The 18,252-nt window shown below is 65.4% G+C and carries 18 protein-coding genes; 12 read left to right on the forward strand and 6 right to left on the reverse strand.

The window, feature by feature from the left end; genetic code table 11:
• Positions 1-444: 444 nt before the first annotated feature.
• From U5805_RS30880 to U5805_RS30890, 3 genes are all read right to left on the reverse strand, one after another.
• Positions 445-1,275, reverse strand: a complete 831-nt coding sequence (locus U5805_RS30880) for a DeoR/GlpR family DNA-binding transcription regulator (protein ID WP_322107289.1) — start codon at positions 1,273-1,275, stop codon at positions 445-447.
• 48 nt (positions 1,276-1,323) lie between these two features.
• A complete protein-coding gene (locus U5805_RS30885) occupies positions 1,324-2,676 on the reverse strand; it encodes a gluconate:H+ symporter (RefSeq protein WP_322107290.1) in 1,353 nt (450 codons plus the stop codon).
• 98 nt (positions 2,677-2,774) lie between these two features.
• A complete protein-coding gene (locus tag U5805_RS30890; RefSeq protein WP_322107291.1) occupies positions 2,775-4,175 on the reverse strand; it encodes a homoserine dehydrogenase in 1,401 nt (466 codons plus the stop codon).
• Positions 4,176-4,373: 198 nt separating this feature from the next.
• Here U5805_RS30890 and otnK point away from each other — a divergent pair, with 198 nt between their 5' ends.
• Genes otnK through U5805_RS30920 form a run of 6 tightly spaced genes read left to right on the forward strand, consistent with a single transcriptional unit; the run spans position 4,374 to position 10,987 of the window.
• The gene (gene otnK / locus U5805_RS30895) at positions 4,374-5,666 is read left to right on the forward strand and encodes a 3-oxo-tetronate kinase (protein WP_322107292.1); all 1,293 of its coding nucleotides are present in this window, start codon (positions 4,374-4,376) and stop codon (positions 5,664-5,666) included.
• Positions 5,663-6,325: an aldolase gene (locus U5805_RS30900; protein WP_322107293.1), complete on the forward strand. Its 663-nt coding sequence runs from the start codon at positions 5,663-5,665 to the stop codon at positions 6,323-6,325. The genes otnK and U5805_RS30900 overlap by 4 nt, the downstream gene beginning before the upstream one ends.
• 60 nt (positions 6,326-6,385) lie before the next feature.
• Entirely contained in the window at positions 6,386-7,729 is a 1,344-nt protein-coding gene (locus U5805_RS30905) for an MFS transporter (RefSeq protein ID WP_322107294.1), read from the forward strand.
• A complete protein-coding gene (locus U5805_RS30910; protein WP_322107295.1) occupies positions 7,726-8,655 on the forward strand; it encodes an amidohydrolase family protein in 930 nt (309 codons plus the stop codon). The genes U5805_RS30905 and U5805_RS30910 overlap by 4 nt, the downstream gene beginning before the upstream one ends.
• Positions 8,652-9,629 carry an amidohydrolase family protein gene (locus U5805_RS30915; RefSeq protein ID WP_322107296.1) on the forward strand — a complete coding sequence of 326 codons (978 nt, stop codon included), beginning with the start codon at positions 8,652-8,654 and terminating at the stop codon, positions 9,627-9,629. The genes U5805_RS30910 and U5805_RS30915 overlap by 4 nt, the downstream gene beginning before the upstream one ends.
• Before the next feature lie 59 nt (positions 9,630-9,688).
• Entirely contained in the window at positions 9,689-10,987 is a 1,299-nt protein-coding gene (locus tag U5805_RS30920; protein WP_322107297.1) for an MFS transporter, read from the forward strand.
• Between the two features lie 171 nt (positions 10,988-11,158).
• Here U5805_RS30920 and U5805_RS30925 read toward each other — a convergent pair whose 3' ends face one another.
• Positions 11,159-12,043 carry a LysR family transcriptional regulator gene (locus tag U5805_RS30925; protein ID WP_322107298.1) on the reverse strand — a complete coding sequence of 295 codons (885 nt, stop codon included), beginning with the start codon at positions 12,041-12,043 and terminating at the stop codon, positions 11,159-11,161.
• A 164-nt stretch (positions 12,044-12,207) separates the two neighbouring features.
• Between U5805_RS30925 and U5805_RS30930 the strand changes: the two genes are divergently transcribed.
• From U5805_RS30930 to U5805_RS30950, 5 genes are all read left to right on the forward strand, one after another.
• Positions 12,208-12,876, forward strand: a complete 669-nt coding sequence (locus U5805_RS30930; RefSeq protein WP_322107306.1) for a peroxiredoxin-like family protein — start codon at positions 12,208-12,210, stop codon at positions 12,874-12,876.
• 91 nt (positions 12,877-12,967) lie between these two features.
• Positions 12,968-13,930 carry an AraC family transcriptional regulator gene (locus tag U5805_RS30935; RefSeq protein ID WP_415914694.1) on the forward strand — a complete coding sequence of 321 codons (963 nt, stop codon included), beginning with the start codon at positions 12,968-12,970 and terminating at the stop codon, positions 13,928-13,930.
• A 179-nt stretch (positions 13,931-14,109) separates the two neighbouring features.
• On the forward strand, positions 14,110-14,646 hold the full coding sequence (locus U5805_RS30940) for a peroxidase-related enzyme (protein ID WP_322107300.1): 537 nt from the start codon (positions 14,110-14,112) through the stop codon (positions 14,644-14,646).
• Between the two features lie 51 nt (positions 14,647-14,697).
• Positions 14,698-15,522, forward strand: a complete 825-nt coding sequence (locus tag U5805_RS30945; RefSeq protein WP_322107301.1) for an isocitrate lyase/phosphoenolpyruvate mutase family protein — start codon at positions 14,698-14,700, stop codon at positions 15,520-15,522.
• Between the two features lie 44 nt (positions 15,523-15,566).
• The gene (locus tag U5805_RS30950) at positions 15,567-15,959 is read left to right on the forward strand and encodes a RidA family protein (RefSeq protein ID WP_322107302.1); all 393 of its coding nucleotides are present in this window, start codon (positions 15,567-15,569) and stop codon (positions 15,957-15,959) included.
• Positions 15,960-16,036: 77 nt separating this feature from the next.
• Here U5805_RS30950 and U5805_RS30955 read toward each other — a convergent pair whose 3' ends face one another.
• Both U5805_RS30955 and U5805_RS30960 read right to left on the reverse strand, forming a co-directional pair.
• The gene (locus U5805_RS30955) at positions 16,037-16,681 is read right to left on the reverse strand and encodes a zinc-binding dehydrogenase (protein WP_322107303.1); all 645 of its coding nucleotides are present in this window, start codon (positions 16,679-16,681) and stop codon (positions 16,037-16,039) included.
• Between the two features lie 118 nt (positions 16,682-16,799).
• Positions 16,800-18,050 (reverse strand): fimbrial protein, encoded by a 1,251-nt coding sequence (locus U5805_RS30960; protein ID WP_322107304.1) that lies wholly within the window; start codon positions 18,048-18,050, stop codon positions 16,800-16,802.
• On the opposite strand from U5805_RS30960, the gene U5805_RS30965 reads away from it, so the two are divergent.
• A partial coding sequence (locus U5805_RS30965; RefSeq protein WP_322107305.1) for a hypothetical protein occupies positions 18,049-18,252 on the forward strand: 204 nt, incomplete at its 3' end. The two genes, U5805_RS30960 and U5805_RS30965, sit on opposite strands and share 2 nt — an antisense overlap.

Here is an 18,252-nt window from a genome sequence, read left to right on the forward strand (position 1 = left end):
CGATGGTGTGGCGCTGCCCTGCATCCCCTATGACAAGCTCTCGGAAATCGCGGTGATCGAGCACAAGCGGCTCGGCCATGCACTGCGTGTCGCCCAGGCGCTGTAGGCGCAGCGCGACAACCGTCGTGTATCAGCCTCGCCATCCCGCACGAATCGCGGCGCTGCGGTACGCAAACCGAAACAGTTGCGGAACCCGGTAGGCTCGGTGCTAAAACCAACCTCCAGATAGATAAAGAGGACTACAAAGCAACCGACAACAACCCAAAACCGATCTCAACCCCGACATCTGTATTTAGCTGGAGCCTTGACATTTCAAAATAGCGTTGACAAACACATCCCCCCGCATACAACGAAGCAAAACCTCAACATCGCCGGCAAGCAACCCTGACCCAGTGCCCAACTACCTTTCCGGGTTCCCTATACCCAATCCCGCGCTCGCGGTCGTTACAAAACGGCCGCTTTCTTGCCGATCGATGCGAGCTTCAGCGAAAGCCCCGCCGCATGAATGCCCGAAGCCGCAGCCTCGGGCAGCGCCGCGTCGCTTACGATATGGTCGAAGCGCTCCAGCCCGGCAACCTTGTACGTGCTGAAGGTGCCGTATTTCGAACTGGTGGCAAGCAGCACGGTTTGCTCGGCCACTTCCATCGCGGCGCGCTTCACGTCGATCTTGGGCGGCGAAGGCGTGGTCACGCCGCGCCGCAAATCCCACGAACTGGCCGAGATGAACGCAACGTCCACGGCGAGCTGGCGCAGCGTGGCCGCCGCGAGTTCGCCCACGCTCGACTGATTCGCGTGATCGAGCAGGCCGCCGGTATGAATCGCGGCAACGTGTCCGGCGTTCATCAGCTCCTGCATGATCGGAAAGTCGTTGGTGACGACGGTAATGTCGGCCAGCGCGAGAATGTGCGGCACGAGCGCGAGCGTGGTGGTGCCCGCGTCCAGATACGCCGTCATGCCGGGCCGCAAAAACGACGCCGCCACTTGCGCAATGGCGCGCTTTTCCGTGGGATCGATCAGCGCCTTCGAAACATGGCTCGGCTCGGTCGCCAGTTGGCTCGCCACGCGCACGCCGCCCGGCACCGAATGCACGAGCCCGTCGCGCTCCAGCAGCGCAATGTCGCGCCGCACCGTCATGTGCGAGCAGCCGAGCGACTCCATCAACTGATGCAACGACAAAACCTTGTCGCGCCGTAGCAGGCGCAGCATGGCTTCGCGCCGCTGATCGGGAATCAGCGGCGCCGTCGTGGTTTCGTCGGGTTTGGTCTTGCTCGACATACGGATTCTCTGCGCGGGCCGTTCGGAACGCCGCTATGTTAGCCGATGTTATCCGCCGATGAACGTGCTCAGCAGCATCACGCCCGCCAGTCCCACCAGCGACTGTAGCGAGAGCATGAGCGTCCAGGTGCGCAGCGTCTGCGCGACGGAAAGCTGGAAGTATTCCTTGAACAGCCAGAAGCCGGAATCGTTCACGTGCGAGAGCATCACCGCGCCCGAGGCAGTGGCGAGCGCCATCAGCTCCGGCGAAACGCCCGGATGCGCCACGAGCAGCGGCGCGACAATACCGCTCGCCGCCACCGTCGCCACCGTGGCCGAGCCCACGCAAATCCGCAGCAGCGCCGCGAGCGCCCACGCGAGCAGCAGCGGGCTGATGGCCCAGTGCATCGAATGATCGACGATGATGGTGTCGAGATGGATCGACTTGAGCATCTGGCTGAAGCCGCCGCCCGCGCCCAGAATCAGCAGGATCGTGCTCAACGGCGCCACGCCCTTGTTGACCATTTTCTGCATCGCCGCAAGCGCATGGCCGCCGCGCACGCCCAGCGCGAACCACGCGAATACCACGGCGGCGAGCAGCGAGAGAATCGGGTCGTTGAGCGCCTGGAAGAACACGAACGCGCCGCTGCCTTTCGCCACGTGCCCCATGCCCACCGTGCCCGTCAGCATCAAGCCCGGCGGAATCAGCAGCGACACCACCGACAGCGGCAGCGAAGCGGCCGATTCGCGCGTTTCCTCGCCGCGCGTGCCGCCGGGGCCCGCCGCGAGATCGGGCGCAGGACCGAAGAAGCGCCGCGCCGCGAGCGTGAATAACGGGCCGCAGAGAATCGCGCACGGAATCGCAATGGTCAGCCCGTAGAGCAGCGTGAGCCCGGTATTCGCGTGATACGCGGAAACCGCCTGCGTGGGCGCCGGATGCGGCGGCAGCAAGCCGTGCGAAACGTACAGGCCCGCCGCGACCGGCAAGCCGATATAGAGCAGATGGCTGCCCGTGCGCCGCGCGATCGTATAGACGAGCGGCGCGAGCATGATGAAGCTCACGTCGAACAGATGCGGCATGCCGACGAGCAGTGCCGCCGCGCAGATCGTCCACGGCGCGAGCCAGAGCGGCCGCTTGCCGACGAATGCGTTGGCGATGCGGTCCGCGCCGCCCGTGCCGATCAGAATGCCGCCGAGCACGGCGCCCAGTCCGACGACCGGCCCGGTATGCGCGAGCGCGCCGCCAAAGCCCTTCGTGAAGCTCTCGATGCTGTGTTCCGGCGTAACGCCGGCCACGAGGCCGAGTCCGAGCGCCGACAACGTCAGCGCCACGAACGGGCTCAGCCGCACGCGCACGATCAGCAAGATCAGGACGACGATGGCGCCCACCGCCATCGCAATGGTGGCGACCTCTCCCCGCATGGTGTCTCCCTTTATGTTATTTCGCGTTGCGGCGCGGACTCACGCGCACCTCGCGACGGCGGCGCGCCTGCCCTGTTTCGCCTCGCGATTAGCGGATTTCACGCCGCGCCGGCTCGCCACGCGGCCAGCAGCGCTTCGTCGGGGTTTTGCAGATGATCGAGCGTCAGCAGTTCGCCCGCCGCCACGTCGCGCGCGAGCGTCGCGTGCGCCGCCAGATACAGCGGCGCGACGTTCTCGCCAGCCGCTTCGCGCGCCAGCAGCACGGCCTGCACGCCCGTCACGTCGTGATGATGACCGCCCATGTGCAGCACCGTGCCCGCCTTGATGTCCCCCGTCGCGCGGCCCGCCAGTACGGCGCACTGCGTCGGCTGCGCGGCGCCCGTCGGCCGGCCGTGCAATACGGCTTCGAGCAGCGTGATCGGGGTTTCGACGCCCATGAAGTGATACGGCAGATACAGGCACGCATAGCGGCCGTTGCGGCTCACCACGTGGCCCTTCTGCGCGAGCAGCGCCCACGTGGGCGCATCGGTCGTGCGCACGACCACGAACACGCCGCCCGCGAAGCTCGCTTCGTCCGGGCGGCGCAGCATGTTGAACACGTCGATCGCGCCCGTGCGCGACAGCACGCCGCCGTCCTCGCGCAGCGCGTAGATGTCGGCGAGTTCCGTGGTGCGCGCGACCGGGTAATGCAGCAGTTCGACGTCGGGCACGAGACCGGTGTTGGTCGCCACCACGGTCATCTCGCAGTAATCGGCCGTGGCCGAGGTCTTGCGGCCGCGCAGCGCCTCGCGGCGCGCGGCGAGCGTGGCGGCCACGTCGCCGCCGAGCGTCATCAGGTTCGCGAGTTCCGGCGCGGGAAAGCACTGATCGAGCTGCGTCACTTCGCCGGTGGCTTCGTCGAACACGAGATCGTATTCGCTCGACTTGCCCGCCGCCACGATGTCGAGACCCAGCGTGCGCGCCCACGAGACCCAGCCGATCAGGTTCGAAGGCTGATCGCCGTCCGCCGTGGTGTAGACCACGCCTTGCTGCGCCGCGAACCGCGCGAGCGAGACGCCCGCCACGGCGTCGACTTCCTTGCTGACCATCGCGACATGGCGCTTCGCTTCGAGCGCGGCGTGCGCGGCGCGATAACCGACCGACGGGTTGCCCGTGCCTTCGACAAGAATGTCGAAAACGGCCGGATCGAGCAGCGCCACATCGCGCACCAGTGCGATCTGGCCCGGCACGAGCGCGCGCACGCCGGCGACATCGCCGCATTCCACGAGCGATGCCGCTTCGTAGCCGAGTTCGAGGCACAGCGCGCGCACGCCCGCGAGATCGAGATCGCAAAGCACCGTGGGCGCGAGACGGTCGATCAGGCGCGTCTGCGCGAGTAGCGTGCGCGCGAAGCCGCCGCCCGCCCCGGTCAGCGCGTAGCGGACCACTGGCGTGGCGGGCGCGCCGGATTCGGAAGCGGTGCGTTGCGCACCCGCGCGGAAAAGCAATTCGAAGTTCATAAGGGGTGTCCCCAGTGGTTTGATGGCCGCCCGGCTGCGGACGTCGCCAGCGGATGCGCGAGCTGTGGGAGCTGTGGAAGCGCACGTTGTCTGAACACGAATTTAACTTTCATTACCACCGCAGTCAACTTTTCTATCACGCTTTAACATATCCGAACATTGAAGCTATAATCGGTTGACATCGAGGAGAACAAGGCAATGATCCCTATTCCGGAAACCGCCCCGAACGCACCGCTGCTCGGCTGCATCGCGGACGACTTCACCGGCGCGACCGACCTCGCCAGCATGCTGGTGCGCGGCGGCATGCGCACGGTACAACTCATCGACGTGCCGCGCAGTGCCGAACCCGTGGCGGCCGACGCGCTCGTGGTCGCGCTCAAGTCGCGCACGATTGCCGCCGAAGAGGCGGTCGCGCAGTCCCTCGCCGCGCTCGCGTGGCTTCAGGCGCAGGGCTGCCGCCAGTTCTATTTCAAATATTGCTCGACCTTCGACTCGACGCCCGCCGGCAATATCGGCCCGGTCGCCGAGGCGCTGATGAAGGCGCTTGGCACCGATTTCGCCGTCGCCTGCCCCGCGTTCCCCGAAAACGGCCGCACGGTGTATCGCGGCTATCTGTTCGTCGGCGACGCGCTGCTCAACGAATCGGGCATGGAAAAGCATCCGCTCACGCCGATGACCGACCCGAACCTCGTGCGCGTGCTGGCCGCGCAAACCACGCTGCAAACCGGGTTGCTGCGCTACGACGCCATCGCCGCGGGCGAACGGTCCACGCGCGAGGCTGCCGCGAAGCTGCGCGCCCAAGGCGTGGGCCTCGCGATCGCCGACGCCGTGTCGAACGACGACCTGCGCATGCTCGGCCGCGCCTTCGCCGACGCGCCGTTGCTCACCGGCGGCTCGGGCCTCGCCATTGGCCTGCCGGAGAACTTTCGCCGCGCCGGTTTGCTGGGCGCAGGCGAACAGGCCGCGCAACTGCCCGCCGTGAGCGGCCGCGCGGTCGTGCTCGCGGGCAGCAGCTCGCGGGCGAGCCAGGCGCAGGTCGCGCACTGGCGCGAGAGCCGCCCCGCGCTGCGCCTCGACCCGCTCGCGCTGGCCGCGGGCGAACCCGTGGTGGAGACGGCACTCGCCTTCTTCGATCAACACCCCGACGAAACCGTGCTGCTTTACGCGACGGCCGCGCCCGAGGAACTGGGCGCGATCCAGGCGCAACTGGGCGTCGAACACGCGGGGCAGCTCGTGGAAGGCGCGCTCGCCAGCATCGCGCGCGAACTCGCGCAGCGCGGCGTGCGCCGCTTCGTGGTGGCGGGCGGCGAGACCTCGGGCGCGGTGGTGCAAGCGCTCGGCGTGTCGCGGCTTCGCATCGGCGCGCCCATCGATCCGGGCGTGCCCTGGACGCTCGGCGACGGCCCGAAAGGCCACATCGCGCTCGCGCTCAAATCCGGCAATTTCGGCGGCACGGACTTCTTCACCCGCGCCCTCGCGCTTCAGTCATGACCAGGACCCCCATGAATCAGGAAAGCACGTTGCGCGAAGAGATCGCGCGCATCGGCAAAAGTCTCTTCGATCGCGGTTACGCGACGGGCACGGCGGGCAACATCAGCGCGCGGCTCGACGACGGCTGGCTCATCACGCCCACCGACGCCTGCCTGGGCGATCTCGATCCCGCGCGCATCGCCAAGGTGAGCACGGCGGGCGAATGGGTGGCGGGCGACAAGCCGTCCAAGACGCTCGCGCTGCATCGCGCCGTCTACGACCATCAGCCCGACATGCACGCGGTCGTACACACGCATTCGACGCACCTCGTCGCGCTGACGCTCGCCGGCGTCTGGCGCGCGGACGACGTGCTGCCGCCCATCACGCCGTATTACGTGATGAAGGTCGGCCACATTCCGCTGATTCCGTATTGCCGCCCCGGCGACCCGCAAGTGGCCGAGCGCGTGCGCGAACTCGCGGGCAGCGTGCGCGGCGTGCTGCTCGAACGGCTCGGGCCGGTGGTGTGGCATCGCAGCCTGCGCGAAGCGTCGGCGATGCTGGAAGAACTCGAGGAGACGGCGCGCCTCGTTCTGATGATGCAGGCGCAAGGCAAGAGCGTCGAGCCGCTCGGCGCGCAACAGATCGACGAATTGCGCACGACGTTCGGCGCGCGCTGGTAAGCGGCGCGTTCCGCAACGCCGGCATCGACGCCATCCGCAAAACGACACCCGGAGGAGACCATGCAAACCGATACCGACGCTCACACGCTTCAGTCCGCGCACCGCAAGCCGCGCTCGCTGCGCGCGCTGCTCGCCACCACGCGCTGGCGCATGATCCTCGCGCTGTTCGCGCTCTACACCGTGAACTGCATCGACCGCATGTCGCTCTCGGTCGGCATGCCGTCGATCGTGCATGAATTCGCGCTGAGCCCAGCCATGCAAGGTCTCGTGCTCTCGGCGTTCTTCTGGACCTACAGCACGTTCCAGATTCCCGCGGGCTGGGCCGCCGACCGCTTCGGGGCGCGCCGCATGATCGGCATTTCCGCCGTGCTGTGGGGCGGCTTTCAGTGCGTCGCGGGCTTCGCGATCAACGGCGTGATGCTGCTGCTTACGCGCATCGGCCTCGGCGTGTTCGAGGCGCCCTACATGCCTTCGGCGACCAAGCTCGCGGCCGCGTGGCTGCCGCCCGGCGAACGCGCGCGCGGCCTCACGCTGATCGACAGCGGCGCGCCGCTCGGCTCGGCCGTGGGCGGCCTCGTCATCAGCGCGCTGATCGGCGCGTCGGGCTCGTGGCGCACGGCGTTCATCGTGGTCGGCATCTCGACCGTGGTGCTCGGCATCGCCGTGTACCTGATGCTGCGCGAAACGCCTGAGCAGCACGCACGCCTCGACGCCGAGGAAGCGCGCGAAATTCGCGAAGCCAAACGCGTGGCCGGCGAAATGCCCGGCGACACCGCGCGCGCGCCGCTCTCGCGCGGCACCATCGCGGCCATGGTGATCGGGCGCATCGGCTGGGCCACGGTATTTTTCGGGCTGGTCACATGGGGTCCTAACTATCTTTCGGCGGGACGCGGGCTCGATATCCGCAGCATGGGCATCGCCACCTTCGCGATCTTTCTCGCGGGCGCGCTGGGCGAAATTCTCTCCGGCGCGATTGCCGACTGGCTGCAACGCGTGATGCCGCGCGCACGCGCGATGAAGCTGCTGTTCGGCGTGTCGGGCGGCATGTCGCTCCTGTGCCTCGTCGCGCTGCCGTTCGTCGAGGACGCGCGCCTCGCCGTGGCCGTGCTCGCCCTCGGCGTGTTCTTCCACCTGTGGGGCGGCCTGTACTGGCTGATTCCCGCGATGCTCGCGCCGCGCGAGCAAGTGGGCCTCGTCGGCGGCGTGATGAACTTCGCGGGCACGGGCGGCGCGATCGCGGTGCCCATCGTGGTCGGCGTAATCGTGCAGATGACGGGCGGCTATCACATGGCACTGCTGTTTCTGGCGGCCAGCGCCCTCACCTATCTGATCGGCTCGCTGCTGATCGACTTCGGCGCGAAGGACGCAACGAGCGCCGCGACGCGCACGACGGAACGCACATGAACACGAAATACGACGGCCCTATCGTCGACGCGCACCAGCACTTCTGGGCGCTCGCGGGGCGGCATCATCCGTGGCTCGCGCCGGGCGTGCGCGTGCCGCATCGCTACGGCGACTACGAGGCGATCAAGCGCGACTATCTGCCCGCCGACTATCGACGCGACGCCGCCGCTCACGACGTGATCGCCACCGTCTACGTGGAAGCGGAATGGGACCCGGCCGCGCCGCTCGACGAAACGCGCTTCGTCACGGCGCTCGCGCGCGAGCAGGGTTTGCCGAACGCGATGGCGGCCCAGGCGTGGCTCGACGCCGCCGACGCCGCCGAGGTGCTGGCCGCGCAAAGCCGCTTCGAACTCGTGCGCAGCGTGCGGCACAAGCCCGCGCACGCGAAGGCTTCGCCCGGCCACACGCTGATGTCGAACGCCCGCTGGCGCGACGGTTACGCGCAACTCGCGCAATACGGCCTGCATTTCGAGCTGCAAACGCCGTGGCATCACCTGCGCGAAGCGGCAGCGCTCGCGCGCGATTTCCCCGACACGCTGCTGATCGTCAATCACGCGGGCGTGCCCGGCGACCGCTCGGCCGCCACGCTGAACGGTTGGCGCGAAGCGCTCGCGCCGCTCGCGGCGCTGCCGAACACGGCCGTGAAGGTGTCCGGCCTGTGCGAAGCCGGCGAGGCGTGGAGCGTGGAAGCGAACCGCGAAGTGCTCGGCACGCTGCGCGATCTCTTCGGCGCGCAGCGGCTCATGTTCGGCAGCAATTTTCCCGTCGACGGCCTGTTTCTCTCGCTCGATGCGCTTATCGACGGCTTCAGGACGCTCGTCGCGCCATGGAGCGCCGCGGAGCAGCGCGCCTTCTTTCACGACACGGCGACGCGGGTGTACCGGCCCGTCGACCTGTCGAATCCGCATTCAAGGACTTCACGATGACTTCCACCGCAAGCAGCAAGACCGGCGACGCAGCCGGCAACGAAGCCGGCAACGAAGCCGGCAACGCACTCGGCTTCGATCTGCCGATCTTCGACGCTCACCATCATTTCTGGGATCTCGACGACGGCCATTTCCCGTGGCTCACCGACGACTACGATCCGCACTTTTTCCTCGGCGATTACCGCCGCATGTGCCGGAACTTCCTGCCGCCGCAATATCGCGCGGCCACGGCGGGTTTCGACGTGATCGGCACCGTGCATGTGGAAGCGGAACGCTCGCGCCGCGAGCAGGTGCAGGAAACCGCGTTTCTCACGCGCCTGAACGCGGCAACGGGTTTGCCGAGCGCCCTCGTCGGTCACGTGTATTTCGTGCAGCCCGACTGCGAAGCGGTGCTTGCGGGCCACGCGAAAAGCCCGCTCGCGCGCGGCGTGCGCTCGAAGCCGGAAATCTCTTCCGGTCCCGGCGACTCCGTGCGCGGCCAGCCCGGCACGATGCAGGACGACGCATGGCTGCGCGGCCTCGCGCTGCTCGAACGCTTCGGTTTTTCGTGGGATTTGCGTGTGCCGTACTGGCATCTGGAAGAAGCGGCCGAAGTCGCGCGCGCCTTCCCGAACACGCCCATCGTGACCAACCACCTGGGCCTGCCGCTCGACCGCTCCGACGCGGGCGTGGCGATCTGGCGGCGCGGCATGCGGGCGCTGGCGGATTGTCCCAACGTATTTCTTAAGGTATCCGAACTAGGTTTGCCCAACGGCACCTGGGACAGCGCGAGCAACCGCCGCGTGATTCGCGAAGCCGTGGATCTGTTCGGCTACGAGCGCTCGATGTTCGCGAGCAATCTGCCCGTCGGCAATCTCTCGGCGAGCTTCACCGAGATCGTCGCCGACGTGATCGGCGCACTGCCCCACGCCACCGAAAGCGAGTTGCGCGCGCTGTTCGCGGGCACGGCGCAGCGCTTTTATCGCGTCGATTAACAACGTAATTCAACGCCACGCAGGCGTTGCGCGCATAAGAACCGCACCAGGAGACAAACATGTCCATCGACGAAAACGCCGTGTTCCGCAAGGTCTCGTTACGCATCTTGCCGGTGCTGATGCTCGGCTTTTTCTTTTCGTATCTGAATCGCGTGAATGTCGGTTTCGCGAAATTGCAGATGGCGAACGAACTGCAATTCAGCGACGCCGTTTATGGCTTCGGCGCGGGCATTTTCTTCGTCGGCTACTTTTTGCTCGAAATACCGAGCAACGTGGTCCTGCATCGCGTGGGCGCGCGGCGCTGGATCTCGCGCATCATGATTACGTGGGGCCTGCTGTCGTGCGCGACCATTTTCGTGCGCACGCCCATGCAGTTCTACGTGATGCGCTTTCTGCTCGGTCTTGCCGAAGCAGGCTTCATTCCGGGCGCGATCTACTACATGTCGCAATGGTTTCCCGCTGCGCGGCGCGGGCGCGCGTGGGGCACGTTCTATATTGCGCTGGCTTCCTCTGGCGTGATCGGCGGCCTGATCTCCGGTTCGATTCTCGAGTTCTTCTCCGGGCTCGGCGGACTACGCGGCTGGCAATGGCTGATTCTCTGCGAAGGCGTGCCCACCATGCTGCTGGGCGTGTACATCTTCCTGCGCATGAGCGAAGACATTCGCTCCGTGAACTGGCTGAGCGCCGACGAAAAAAACTGGCTGAGCGACACGATGGCCGCCGAGGATCGCGTGAAGGCAGCGCACGGCTTCGGCGCGTTACTCGCGAACGGCTACGTGTGGGCGCTCGTGGCGATCTATTTTCTCTACAACGTCGGGCTCTATGCGATCAGCTTCTGGATGCCCACGCTCATTCAGCGCATGGGCGCGAAGGACGCGCTCGCCATCGGCCTGCTCAATGCCGTGCCGGGCTTGTGCGCGATCGTCTGCATGCTGGCGTTCGGTTATAGCGCCGACCGCTTCCGCGAGCGCAAATGGCATTTGATCGCGGCGTTTTCGATGGCGGCCGTGGGCTTCGTGCTGAGCGTCGTGTGGGCGCACGAACCGGTGCTCGGCATCGTTGCGCTGTGCGTGGCCAACATGGGCGTGCTCTCGATTCCCTCGTTGTTCTGGGCGGTGCCGACCTCGTTCCTGAGCGGCGTGACGGCCGCCGCCGGAATCGCGATGATCAACTCCATCGGCAATCTCGCGGGCTTCGTCTCGCCGTACATGATCGGCTCGCTCAAGGAAATGACGGGCCGCACCGACATCGCGCTCTACGTGGTGGCGGCCGGTCTCGTGCTGGGCGCGCTGCTCGTGGCGGCCGTGATGCAAACGCGCAAGGACCGTCGAGGTCTCGCGGCCAACGTGTCTCGTTGAATTCGAGGCAAATCTTTCGCACGTTGAAAAGCGCCTTCAAACGAGATCCTGGCGTTTTTCCGTGCGAAGCATCATGAGATGTCTTATGTCAGCACATGCAGCATGAAACCGTCCGCTCGTAGCTGCCAGTACTTCGCTGCGAGCATTACAGCCGCCGTCGCACGAGTCTCGTCAGATATCTTTGAGCGCAGCGATTAGATACTGGGTAAAGACCTTGGCTGCCCGGCTTGCGCCCCTGCCGCTGACGTATACGGCATGAAGGTCCGATGAGCCCAGATCCCACTGCGGCAAGACGCGCACGAGAGACCCCTTTTCCGTTTCAACGCGGCAAGCGCCGCTCGTCGTCATGGTGATGCCAAGACCGGCAACCGCCGCGGCAATCGCCCCCTCGTTGCCGTCGACCCGAAACCGGCTATCGAGGCGGATCGACGTTTTCTTTCCGCCTCGGCGAAACGACCATGCCATGTCCGACGTCATCGGGCCGACGATGAGGTCGTGCGCAGAAAGATCCGTTGGATGCTTCGGCATCCCCGCTTTTGCAAGGTAACCTGGCGAAGCAACGAGCACACGTGGCCACGAACGTATCCGACGCGCTGTGGCGGACGAATCCCCCAGTACGCCCAAACGCAGGGCAACGTCAACGCCTTCGGGGATGAGGTCCTGCCGCTGGTCGACAAGCAACAGATCCAGTTTCAGCGAGCGATGACGGTCCACGAAGCCCGGCAGCCTGGGAATCACTTCGCGCACCGCCAGGCTCGATCCCATGCCGACACGGAGAACGCCGTGCAATTCGTCGGACTCGCGCACCGCGTCTTCGGCATTTTCAAGTTCGGCGAGGATGGGCTCGAGCCGGGCCAGGAAAGCAGCGCCGGCATCCGTCAACGTGACGGCCCGCGTCGAGCGCAGCAGCAACGTCGCGCCCATGTCCCGCTCCAGTTGCGCAATCGCACGCGAAGCGGACGACTGAGGAATGTCCAGTTCGCGCCCGGCCGCCGAGAAGCTTCCCGTGCGGGCCACCCTGACAAAGAGGCGCAAAGCGGCGAGATGATCACTCATAGCGCGAATGGATAACTGAAATGCCGATTATTCCACTACCGGCCGGAATCGGTTTTCCGGATCATAGCCCCATCGCTCGATCCCGAGCCGATCCCGAGCCAACGGTTAATCCAGAGCACGCTATGTCATTGCAGGAACTTCTCGACGCTATTGCCGCCTCCGGCTTGCCGCTTCAGGGCAAACTCGATGCCCTGCGCACCGAGTTCGAAACGAACGTCGCTCCGCCGGCCGTCGTCGAATTGCTGCATCGCGCAACCGCCGAACTGATCTCGACTGGCGCTGTGGACAAGGCGCTCAAGGCAGGCGACATCGCCCCCGAATTCACGCTGTCCGACGCGCACGGTAAGCAGGTCGCCTCCCGAAGTCTGCTGGCCCGCGGCCCGCTCGTGGTGACGTTCTATCGCGGCGTCTGGTGTCCGTACTGCAACTTCGACCTCCAGGCGCTCGAAGCCGCACGCACCGAAATCGAGGCGCGCGGCGCAACGCTCGTCGCAATTTCGCCGCAGACGAACGCCAACAGCCGAAAGTCGCAACGCGAGAACAAGCTCGGCTTTCCGATCCTGAGCGACGAGGCCGGCAAGGTCGGTGCGCGGTTCGGCGTGCGCTGGACCGTGCCCGATTATCTGCACGACGTACACCGGCAACTCGGCGCGGACCTCACCGGTTTCAACGGCGACGAAAGCTGGACGCTGCCGATGCCGGCCCGCTACGTGATCGACCGTGACGGCACCATCGCCTATGCGGAAATCAATCCCGACTACACACGTCGCCCCGAACCGTCGGAGGTATTTCCCGTTCTCGAAGCGCTCGCACTCCGGCAGGGGCGCCCTTGATGGATAGGCGCGGAAAGCCGCCGCGACCGGGCCGTGAGACAATCGACGAAGCCCTCCGAACTGATCGACCCAGCCGCCGTCCGCCACCCGAATGTCCAGCTCAACGCCGCTGTCGTCCAGACGTCTCTCTTCCGCTCATCTGGACGAGCTTATCGCGCTGCTCGAAATCCGCGTGCTGGGCTTGTCCGAGTGCCTCGTGAGCGAGGGCTTCATGCTCGACCTGGACGGCAACGACGCGCCGGGCATTCACTACATTCTTTCCGGCGCAGGACTGTTGCACATCGAGGGCGCCGATACCGTCCCGCTTTCGCCGCACACATTGCTGATCGTCCCGCCGCATCATCCGCTAAAGCTCGAAGTGCCCGCCAACCGGGCCGGGATCGCGCCGACCGTCGTTACCGGACGGGAACACAAACACGCGGCCGATTCCATCAACCGGTTCCGGGCCGGCACGACGGAGCCCATGACCGTGATGATCTGCGGCTACTTCAATGCCGCCTTCGGCGCGTCGATCAACCTCTTCGAAACCCTCTCGGCACCGATCGTCGAGCAATTCGATCCGTCCGACCGGCTCGACGTTTATCTGCGCACGGCGTTCGACGAATTGATGGCGCAGGAGATCGGCGCCGGCGCAATGTCGGGCGCGCTGCTCAAGCAGGTCATCGTCGCACTGGTACGCCGCTCGCTGAAAACGAGCGCGCTCTGGATGGAGCGTTTTGCGCTGCTCGGCGACCCGCAGATCGCGCGCGCCTTCGCCGACATGACCGCGCGGCCGGCCGCGCCGCATACCGTCGAGAGCCTCGCGCGGATATCCAGTCTGAGCCGTTCAGCCTTCATGGCGCGCTTCTCGGCAGCGTTCGGCCAGACGCCGATGCAGGTGTTGCGCGACCTCCGCATGCGCCAGGCCGCCGCCAACCTGCGCGCCGGCGATCTCGCGCTCGACCAGGTGGCTCGCAACGCCGGCTATGCGAGTCGCGGCGCGTTCATGCGCGCGTTTCGCGAGATTTACGGCACGGGGCCGGCCGAGTATCGGGCGGCGTCGCCCGGCACCTGAGCGACGCTGCTACCCGCACTAGCGGCGTCCACGCTGTCCGTGTACCGACAACGGCGGACTTTTGCGCACGTTTGCAGGAACCTGTGCATGGGGACCGCTTATAGACTGCTCGGCAATGCAGGAGTCCCTGTTTCCTGCAGCGACCCACTGCAAGTTCACATCGAACCAGGAGTATCGCCATGAGCCGCATCGTCATTCCCCAAAGCATTCCCGCCGAATCGAAAGCCGTGGTCGACGGCATCTCGCGTCAACTCAAACTCACGCCCAATCTTTTCCGCATCATGGCGCAAAGCCCGCAGGCGCTGAACGGCTGGGCCGGCTTGCAAGGCGCACTCGCGAAGACGCTCGACGTCAAGACGCGCGACGGTATCGCGCTCGCCGTTTCGCAGGCCAACGGCTGTCGGTATTGCCTGAGCGCGCATAGCCACGTGGCGCGCGAGTTCGTCGGTCTTTCGGACGACGAAATCCGTCGCAATCGTCTGGGCGAGTCCGAATCGCCCCGAGTGGCGGCCGCCGTCGCATTTGCGCGCAAGCTGGTGGAAGCGCGCGGCAAAGTGACCGCCGCCGACCTGGATGCCGTGCGCGCGGCAGGTTACAGCGACGCCAACGTCGTCGAAATCATTGCGCTGAGCGCACAGTTCCTGCTGACGAACTTCGTCAACAACGTGTTCGATACGGAGATCGATTTCCCCGTGGTCGACGCGGAAGTCGCCTGAGTGGCCTTAGGAGCCGTCATGGCTCCCTTCATCTCACGAATGGAGTCCATCATGTCACGCACCATCGCCGAAAAACGCGCCGCGTTCCGTACCTTGCATGCAAGCGGCTGTTTCGTGCTGCCGAACCCGTGGGACGCCGGCAGCGCGCGCTATCTTGCCAGCCTCGGCTTCGCGGCGGTCGCCACCACGAGTTCGGGGTACGCGTGGTCGACCGGCCACGCCGACACTCACGTGGGTCGCGATGCCGTGCTGGCGCACTTGCGTGCGATGGTTGACGCGACGGATCTGCCCGTCAATGCGGACTTCGAAAACGGCTTCGGCGCAGATGCGGCGGGCGTGGCCGAAAGCGTGAAGCTCGCGGTCGCGACCGGCGTTGCAGGTCTGTCGATCGAGGATGCAACCGGCGACGTCGGCGACCCGCTGTTTCCGCTCGAAATAGCGGTGGCGCGGCTCGCGGCGGCGCGCCGCGCGATCGACGAGAGCGGCGGCGATACGCTGCTCATCGGCCGCGCTGAAAACTTCTTCGTCGGCGCGCCCGATCTGGAAGACACGATCAGACGCCTGCAAGCGTACGCAGCAGCGGGCGCGGACTGTCTCTATGCGCCCGGCATTCGCACGCGCGAGGAGATCGAAGCCGTCGTCGCCGCCGTCGCGCCCAAGCCGGTGAATGTGCTGATCGGCGCGAACTCGACATTCACGCTGGAGGATCTGGCGGCGCTCGGGGTGCGACGCGTCAGCGTCGGCGGCGCGCTCGCCCGGGCAGCGTGGGGCAGCTTCATGCGTGCCGCGCAAACGCTTTCGCAGGGGCGCTTCGATGGCTTCGGCGACGCGGCATCGGGCGCGGAACTCAATGCGTTATTCGGCGGAGATGCCTGAAGCACATTACTTCAATTCATCGTTCTTCATTCGAGGATTATCAAATGGCTCGCGAAATTATCCGCGTAGAACCGCTGTCCAGTTGGCTCGAACGCTGGAAGGCACCGACCTCCGTCGTGACCCGTCATGGCGACACGGTTTATGTGTCCGGCCTGCCGCCGTTCGATCCGCAAAGCGGCGAAGTGCTCGACGCCCCGATCGAACAGCAAACCCAGCGTGTACTGGAGCAACTCGAACTCTGCCTGGAAACAGCAGGCTCGTCGCTGGACCAGGTACTCAAATGCAACGTCTACTGCACGTCGATCGAGCACTTTCCGGTGGTCAACGAGATCTATGCACGCTTCTTTGGATCACAGCCGCCCGCACGCATCTTCGTCAACGTACCGGCATGGCCGGGCCGCTTCGATATCGAAATCGACTGCGTGGCCGCGGCTTGAACAGACGGAGCTTCCCGAGATAAGGAAGCAGGCCGCTGCGCGGATCAAAGCGGCAATGGACTACGTTTCGTCGGCTATTACACGTCAGTGGACGACACAACCATCTTGCCGCCTGCTTCGTTCGCTTCCATCACGCGATGCGCTTCGTGAATCTGATCAAAGCCGAACACGCGTGACGGCTTCGCATTGAGGCGGCCGGCGGCGACGTCGGCAGCGATGGCTTGCAGCGGCACGTCGGAGAGCGGAAAACCCGGCGTGCCGGACACGAAGCTGCCGAAGAACGTTAGATACACGCCGCTCGACATCTGCAACAGGGGGTTGAAATCGGCGATGGGCGCGAGGCCGCCAAGCCAGCCCGCGAGACACGCGCGGCCAGCGCGCCGAAGCATCGCGAGCGAGTCGAGAATCGTGCTGTTGCCGACCAGATCGAGCACGGCATCGAGTTGCTTCGCTTCGGCGATGCGCTTCGACAGATCGGGGCCTTCCAGTTCGACCCGCGCGGCGCCCAGCCTGGCGAGCATCGCGAAGCGCGCGGGATTGCGCGTCGTCGCGATCACGTTTACGCCGGCGTTCACGGCGAGATTGACGGCCGCCTGGCCGAACGACGACGTCGCGCCGCGAATCACGAGCGTTTGCCCCTCGCGGATTTCGAGGTTGCGGAACAGACACGTCCATGCCGTCGCGTACGTTTCTGGAATGGCCGCGAGCGTTTTGACGCGCACCTCCGGATTTGCAGGCTAGCGATCGCGAAACGAGGCGGATACCACCGTGCTCTCATCTCGCACAATCCGAATCGATCGTCGTCCGCATGGAATCTGTCGCGAAGCGGCATAGGCCACACTATTGATACGACATCGTGAATGTAGCTGCGGCGGTTACTTTGCCAGGCGTCAGGGAACCGGCGGTGCGGACGTACTGGGCAGTCAGTGGAATCTTCATCACACCGCCACTTGCAGTGCCAGCGGACCATTGATTCGTAGTGCCGATCAATGCAGAGTCCGGGCCGTATCCGATCGTCGTACCGCCATTGATGACCTGCAAACCCACTCCCGTTGCTGTTGAACCCGTCGTCAGCCCCAGCGTTGTCGACACGTTTGACATATTGGACGCGTCAGTCAGGGTAACGTTCACCCGTACTCCAGAGGCACACGTCAGGTCGATCTCGAAGGGCGTCTTCCCCGCAGCAGCACCAGCACTGCCAAGACTCGCCGCGCTGATTGCAGGCAGATTCACAGCGATGGACGGCGTCGTTACGGTGCATCCCATGGCGGTCACTGCCGTGACATTGGCGGGTGACACAACCCGGAAGGCGTAGTTGCCCAATGCGCCCACATAGTAGAAGCCCACCACATTGGGAACGCCGGACCCGGTCGGGTTGAGTGAAAGCGTCCCGGACCCGACCGGGCCAGTCACCACCAGGTTGACGGTCACGAACACCTGCGAAGGGAAGTAATCCGCACCCGAGTTATTGGGAAGCGACGATCCAGCGAGCTGTGTATCTGTGCTTATGTTTCCGGGCAGGCCGCCGCCGGAAAGTGACGCTGTGTAGCCGATCCCTTTCACCGACGTCGTGCCAACGCGATTCGCTACTACTGGCCCCGTATTGATCTGCCAGTAGATCGTCCCTGAAGTCCCGCAAGTGGTATTACTGTATGTGGTGCCCGCGGTGCCGGATACGGCGACTGTCGTCGTGGCAATGACCGAGCCGATCGGGGCGTTCACCGGAATACTGATGGTCGCTGGAAAGCTAACCGGCGTATCGCCAAGATTGATGCTCGGGTTACATGCTGCTGCGTGAGCCGGCGCCGTGCAGAACAGGAGCGCCGCGATTGCCAGCAATGCACCAGGGTACCAGGGGCGGCTGGATTGCCCCTCGTGAGGGAAACGGAGGAATGAAACCATTGAATCCCTACCTGGAAGCATCTCCGTCCCGAAAGGGGCAGTTGCGGAACGACCTGCCTCCTCGCCCATGCACGCATTGAAACGGGTGGCGCGCGACTGCCCCGGCTTCTGGTCTGCCTGGGTACAGGGGCAACAGGCCCTGCGGGATGGTTTACGTAATAAAAAAGTATAGATCTTCACGAAATCCATGCTCGGTCCCTGCTGGCCGGCGACATTCGCGGCTGCCAGCGTGTGGCGCGGCCATCCGTACCGGTTGTGCGGAACGCCGCGCCTGCCCGCTTACTTCTCGCAGGCCGCTTCGATGGTCGTCCACGTGGACGACTTCGCGTTCATCGTCGCCGGTAGCGAATACGTCAGCCGGCACTGCTGCCGGTTGGTGCCCTCGGCCCAT

The sequence above is a fragment of the Paraburkholderia sp. J41 genome (assembly GCF_905220235.1).
GTDB lineage: Bacteria > Pseudomonadota > Gammaproteobacteria > Burkholderiales > Burkholderiaceae > Paraburkholderia.

What these genes read in the sequence shown, in the direction of transcription:
- U5805_RS30880 (WP_322107289.1), bottom strand. Translation starts at nt 1,275, where the DNA reads ATGTCGAGCAAGACCAAACCCGACGAAACCACGACGGCGCCGCTGATT.
- U5805_RS30885 (WP_322107290.1), bottom strand. Translation starts at nt 2,676, where the DNA reads ATGCGGGGAGAGGTCGCCACCATTGCGATGGCGGTGGGCGCCATCGTC.
- U5805_RS30890 (WP_322107291.1), bottom strand. Translation starts at nt 4,175, where the DNA reads ATGAACTTCGAATTGCTTTTCCGCGCGGGTGCGCAACGCACCGCTTCC.
- otnK (WP_322107292.1), top strand. Translation starts at nt 4,374, where the DNA reads ATGATCCCTATTCCGGAAACCGCCCCGAACGCACCGCTGCTCGGCTGC.
- U5805_RS30900 (WP_322107293.1), top strand. Translation starts at nt 5,663, where the DNA reads ATGACCAGGACCCCCATGAATCAGGAAAGCACGTTGCGCGAAGAGATC.
- U5805_RS30905 (WP_322107294.1), top strand. Translation starts at nt 6,386, where the DNA reads ATGCAAACCGATACCGACGCTCACACGCTTCAGTCCGCGCACCGCAAG.
- U5805_RS30910 (WP_322107295.1), top strand. Translation starts at nt 7,726, where the DNA reads ATGAACACGAAATACGACGGCCCTATCGTCGACGCGCACCAGCACTTC.
- U5805_RS30915 (WP_322107296.1), top strand. Translation starts at nt 8,652, where the DNA reads ATGACTTCCACCGCAAGCAGCAAGACCGGCGACGCAGCCGGCAACGAA.
- U5805_RS30920 (WP_322107297.1), top strand. Translation starts at nt 9,689, where the DNA reads ATGTCCATCGACGAAAACGCCGTGTTCCGCAAGGTCTCGTTACGCATC.
- U5805_RS30925 (WP_322107298.1), bottom strand. Translation starts at nt 12,043, where the DNA reads ATGAGTGATCATCTCGCCGCTTTGCGCCTCTTTGTCAGGGTGGCCCGC.
- U5805_RS30935 (WP_415914694.1), top strand. Translation starts at nt 12,968, where the DNA reads ATGTCCAGCTCAACGCCGCTGTCGTCCAGACGTCTCTCTTCCGCTCAT.
- U5805_RS30940 (WP_322107300.1), top strand. Translation starts at nt 14,110, where the DNA reads ATGAGCCGCATCGTCATTCCCCAAAGCATTCCCGCCGAATCGAAAGCC.
- U5805_RS30945 (WP_322107301.1), top strand. Translation starts at nt 14,698, where the DNA reads ATGTCACGCACCATCGCCGAAAAACGCGCCGCGTTCCGTACCTTGCAT.
- U5805_RS30950 (WP_322107302.1), top strand. Translation starts at nt 15,567, where the DNA reads ATGGCTCGCGAAATTATCCGCGTAGAACCGCTGTCCAGTTGGCTCGAA.
- U5805_RS30960 (WP_322107304.1), bottom strand. Translation starts at nt 18,050, where the DNA reads ATGGATTTCGTGAAGATCTATACTTTTTTATTACGTAAACCATCCCGC.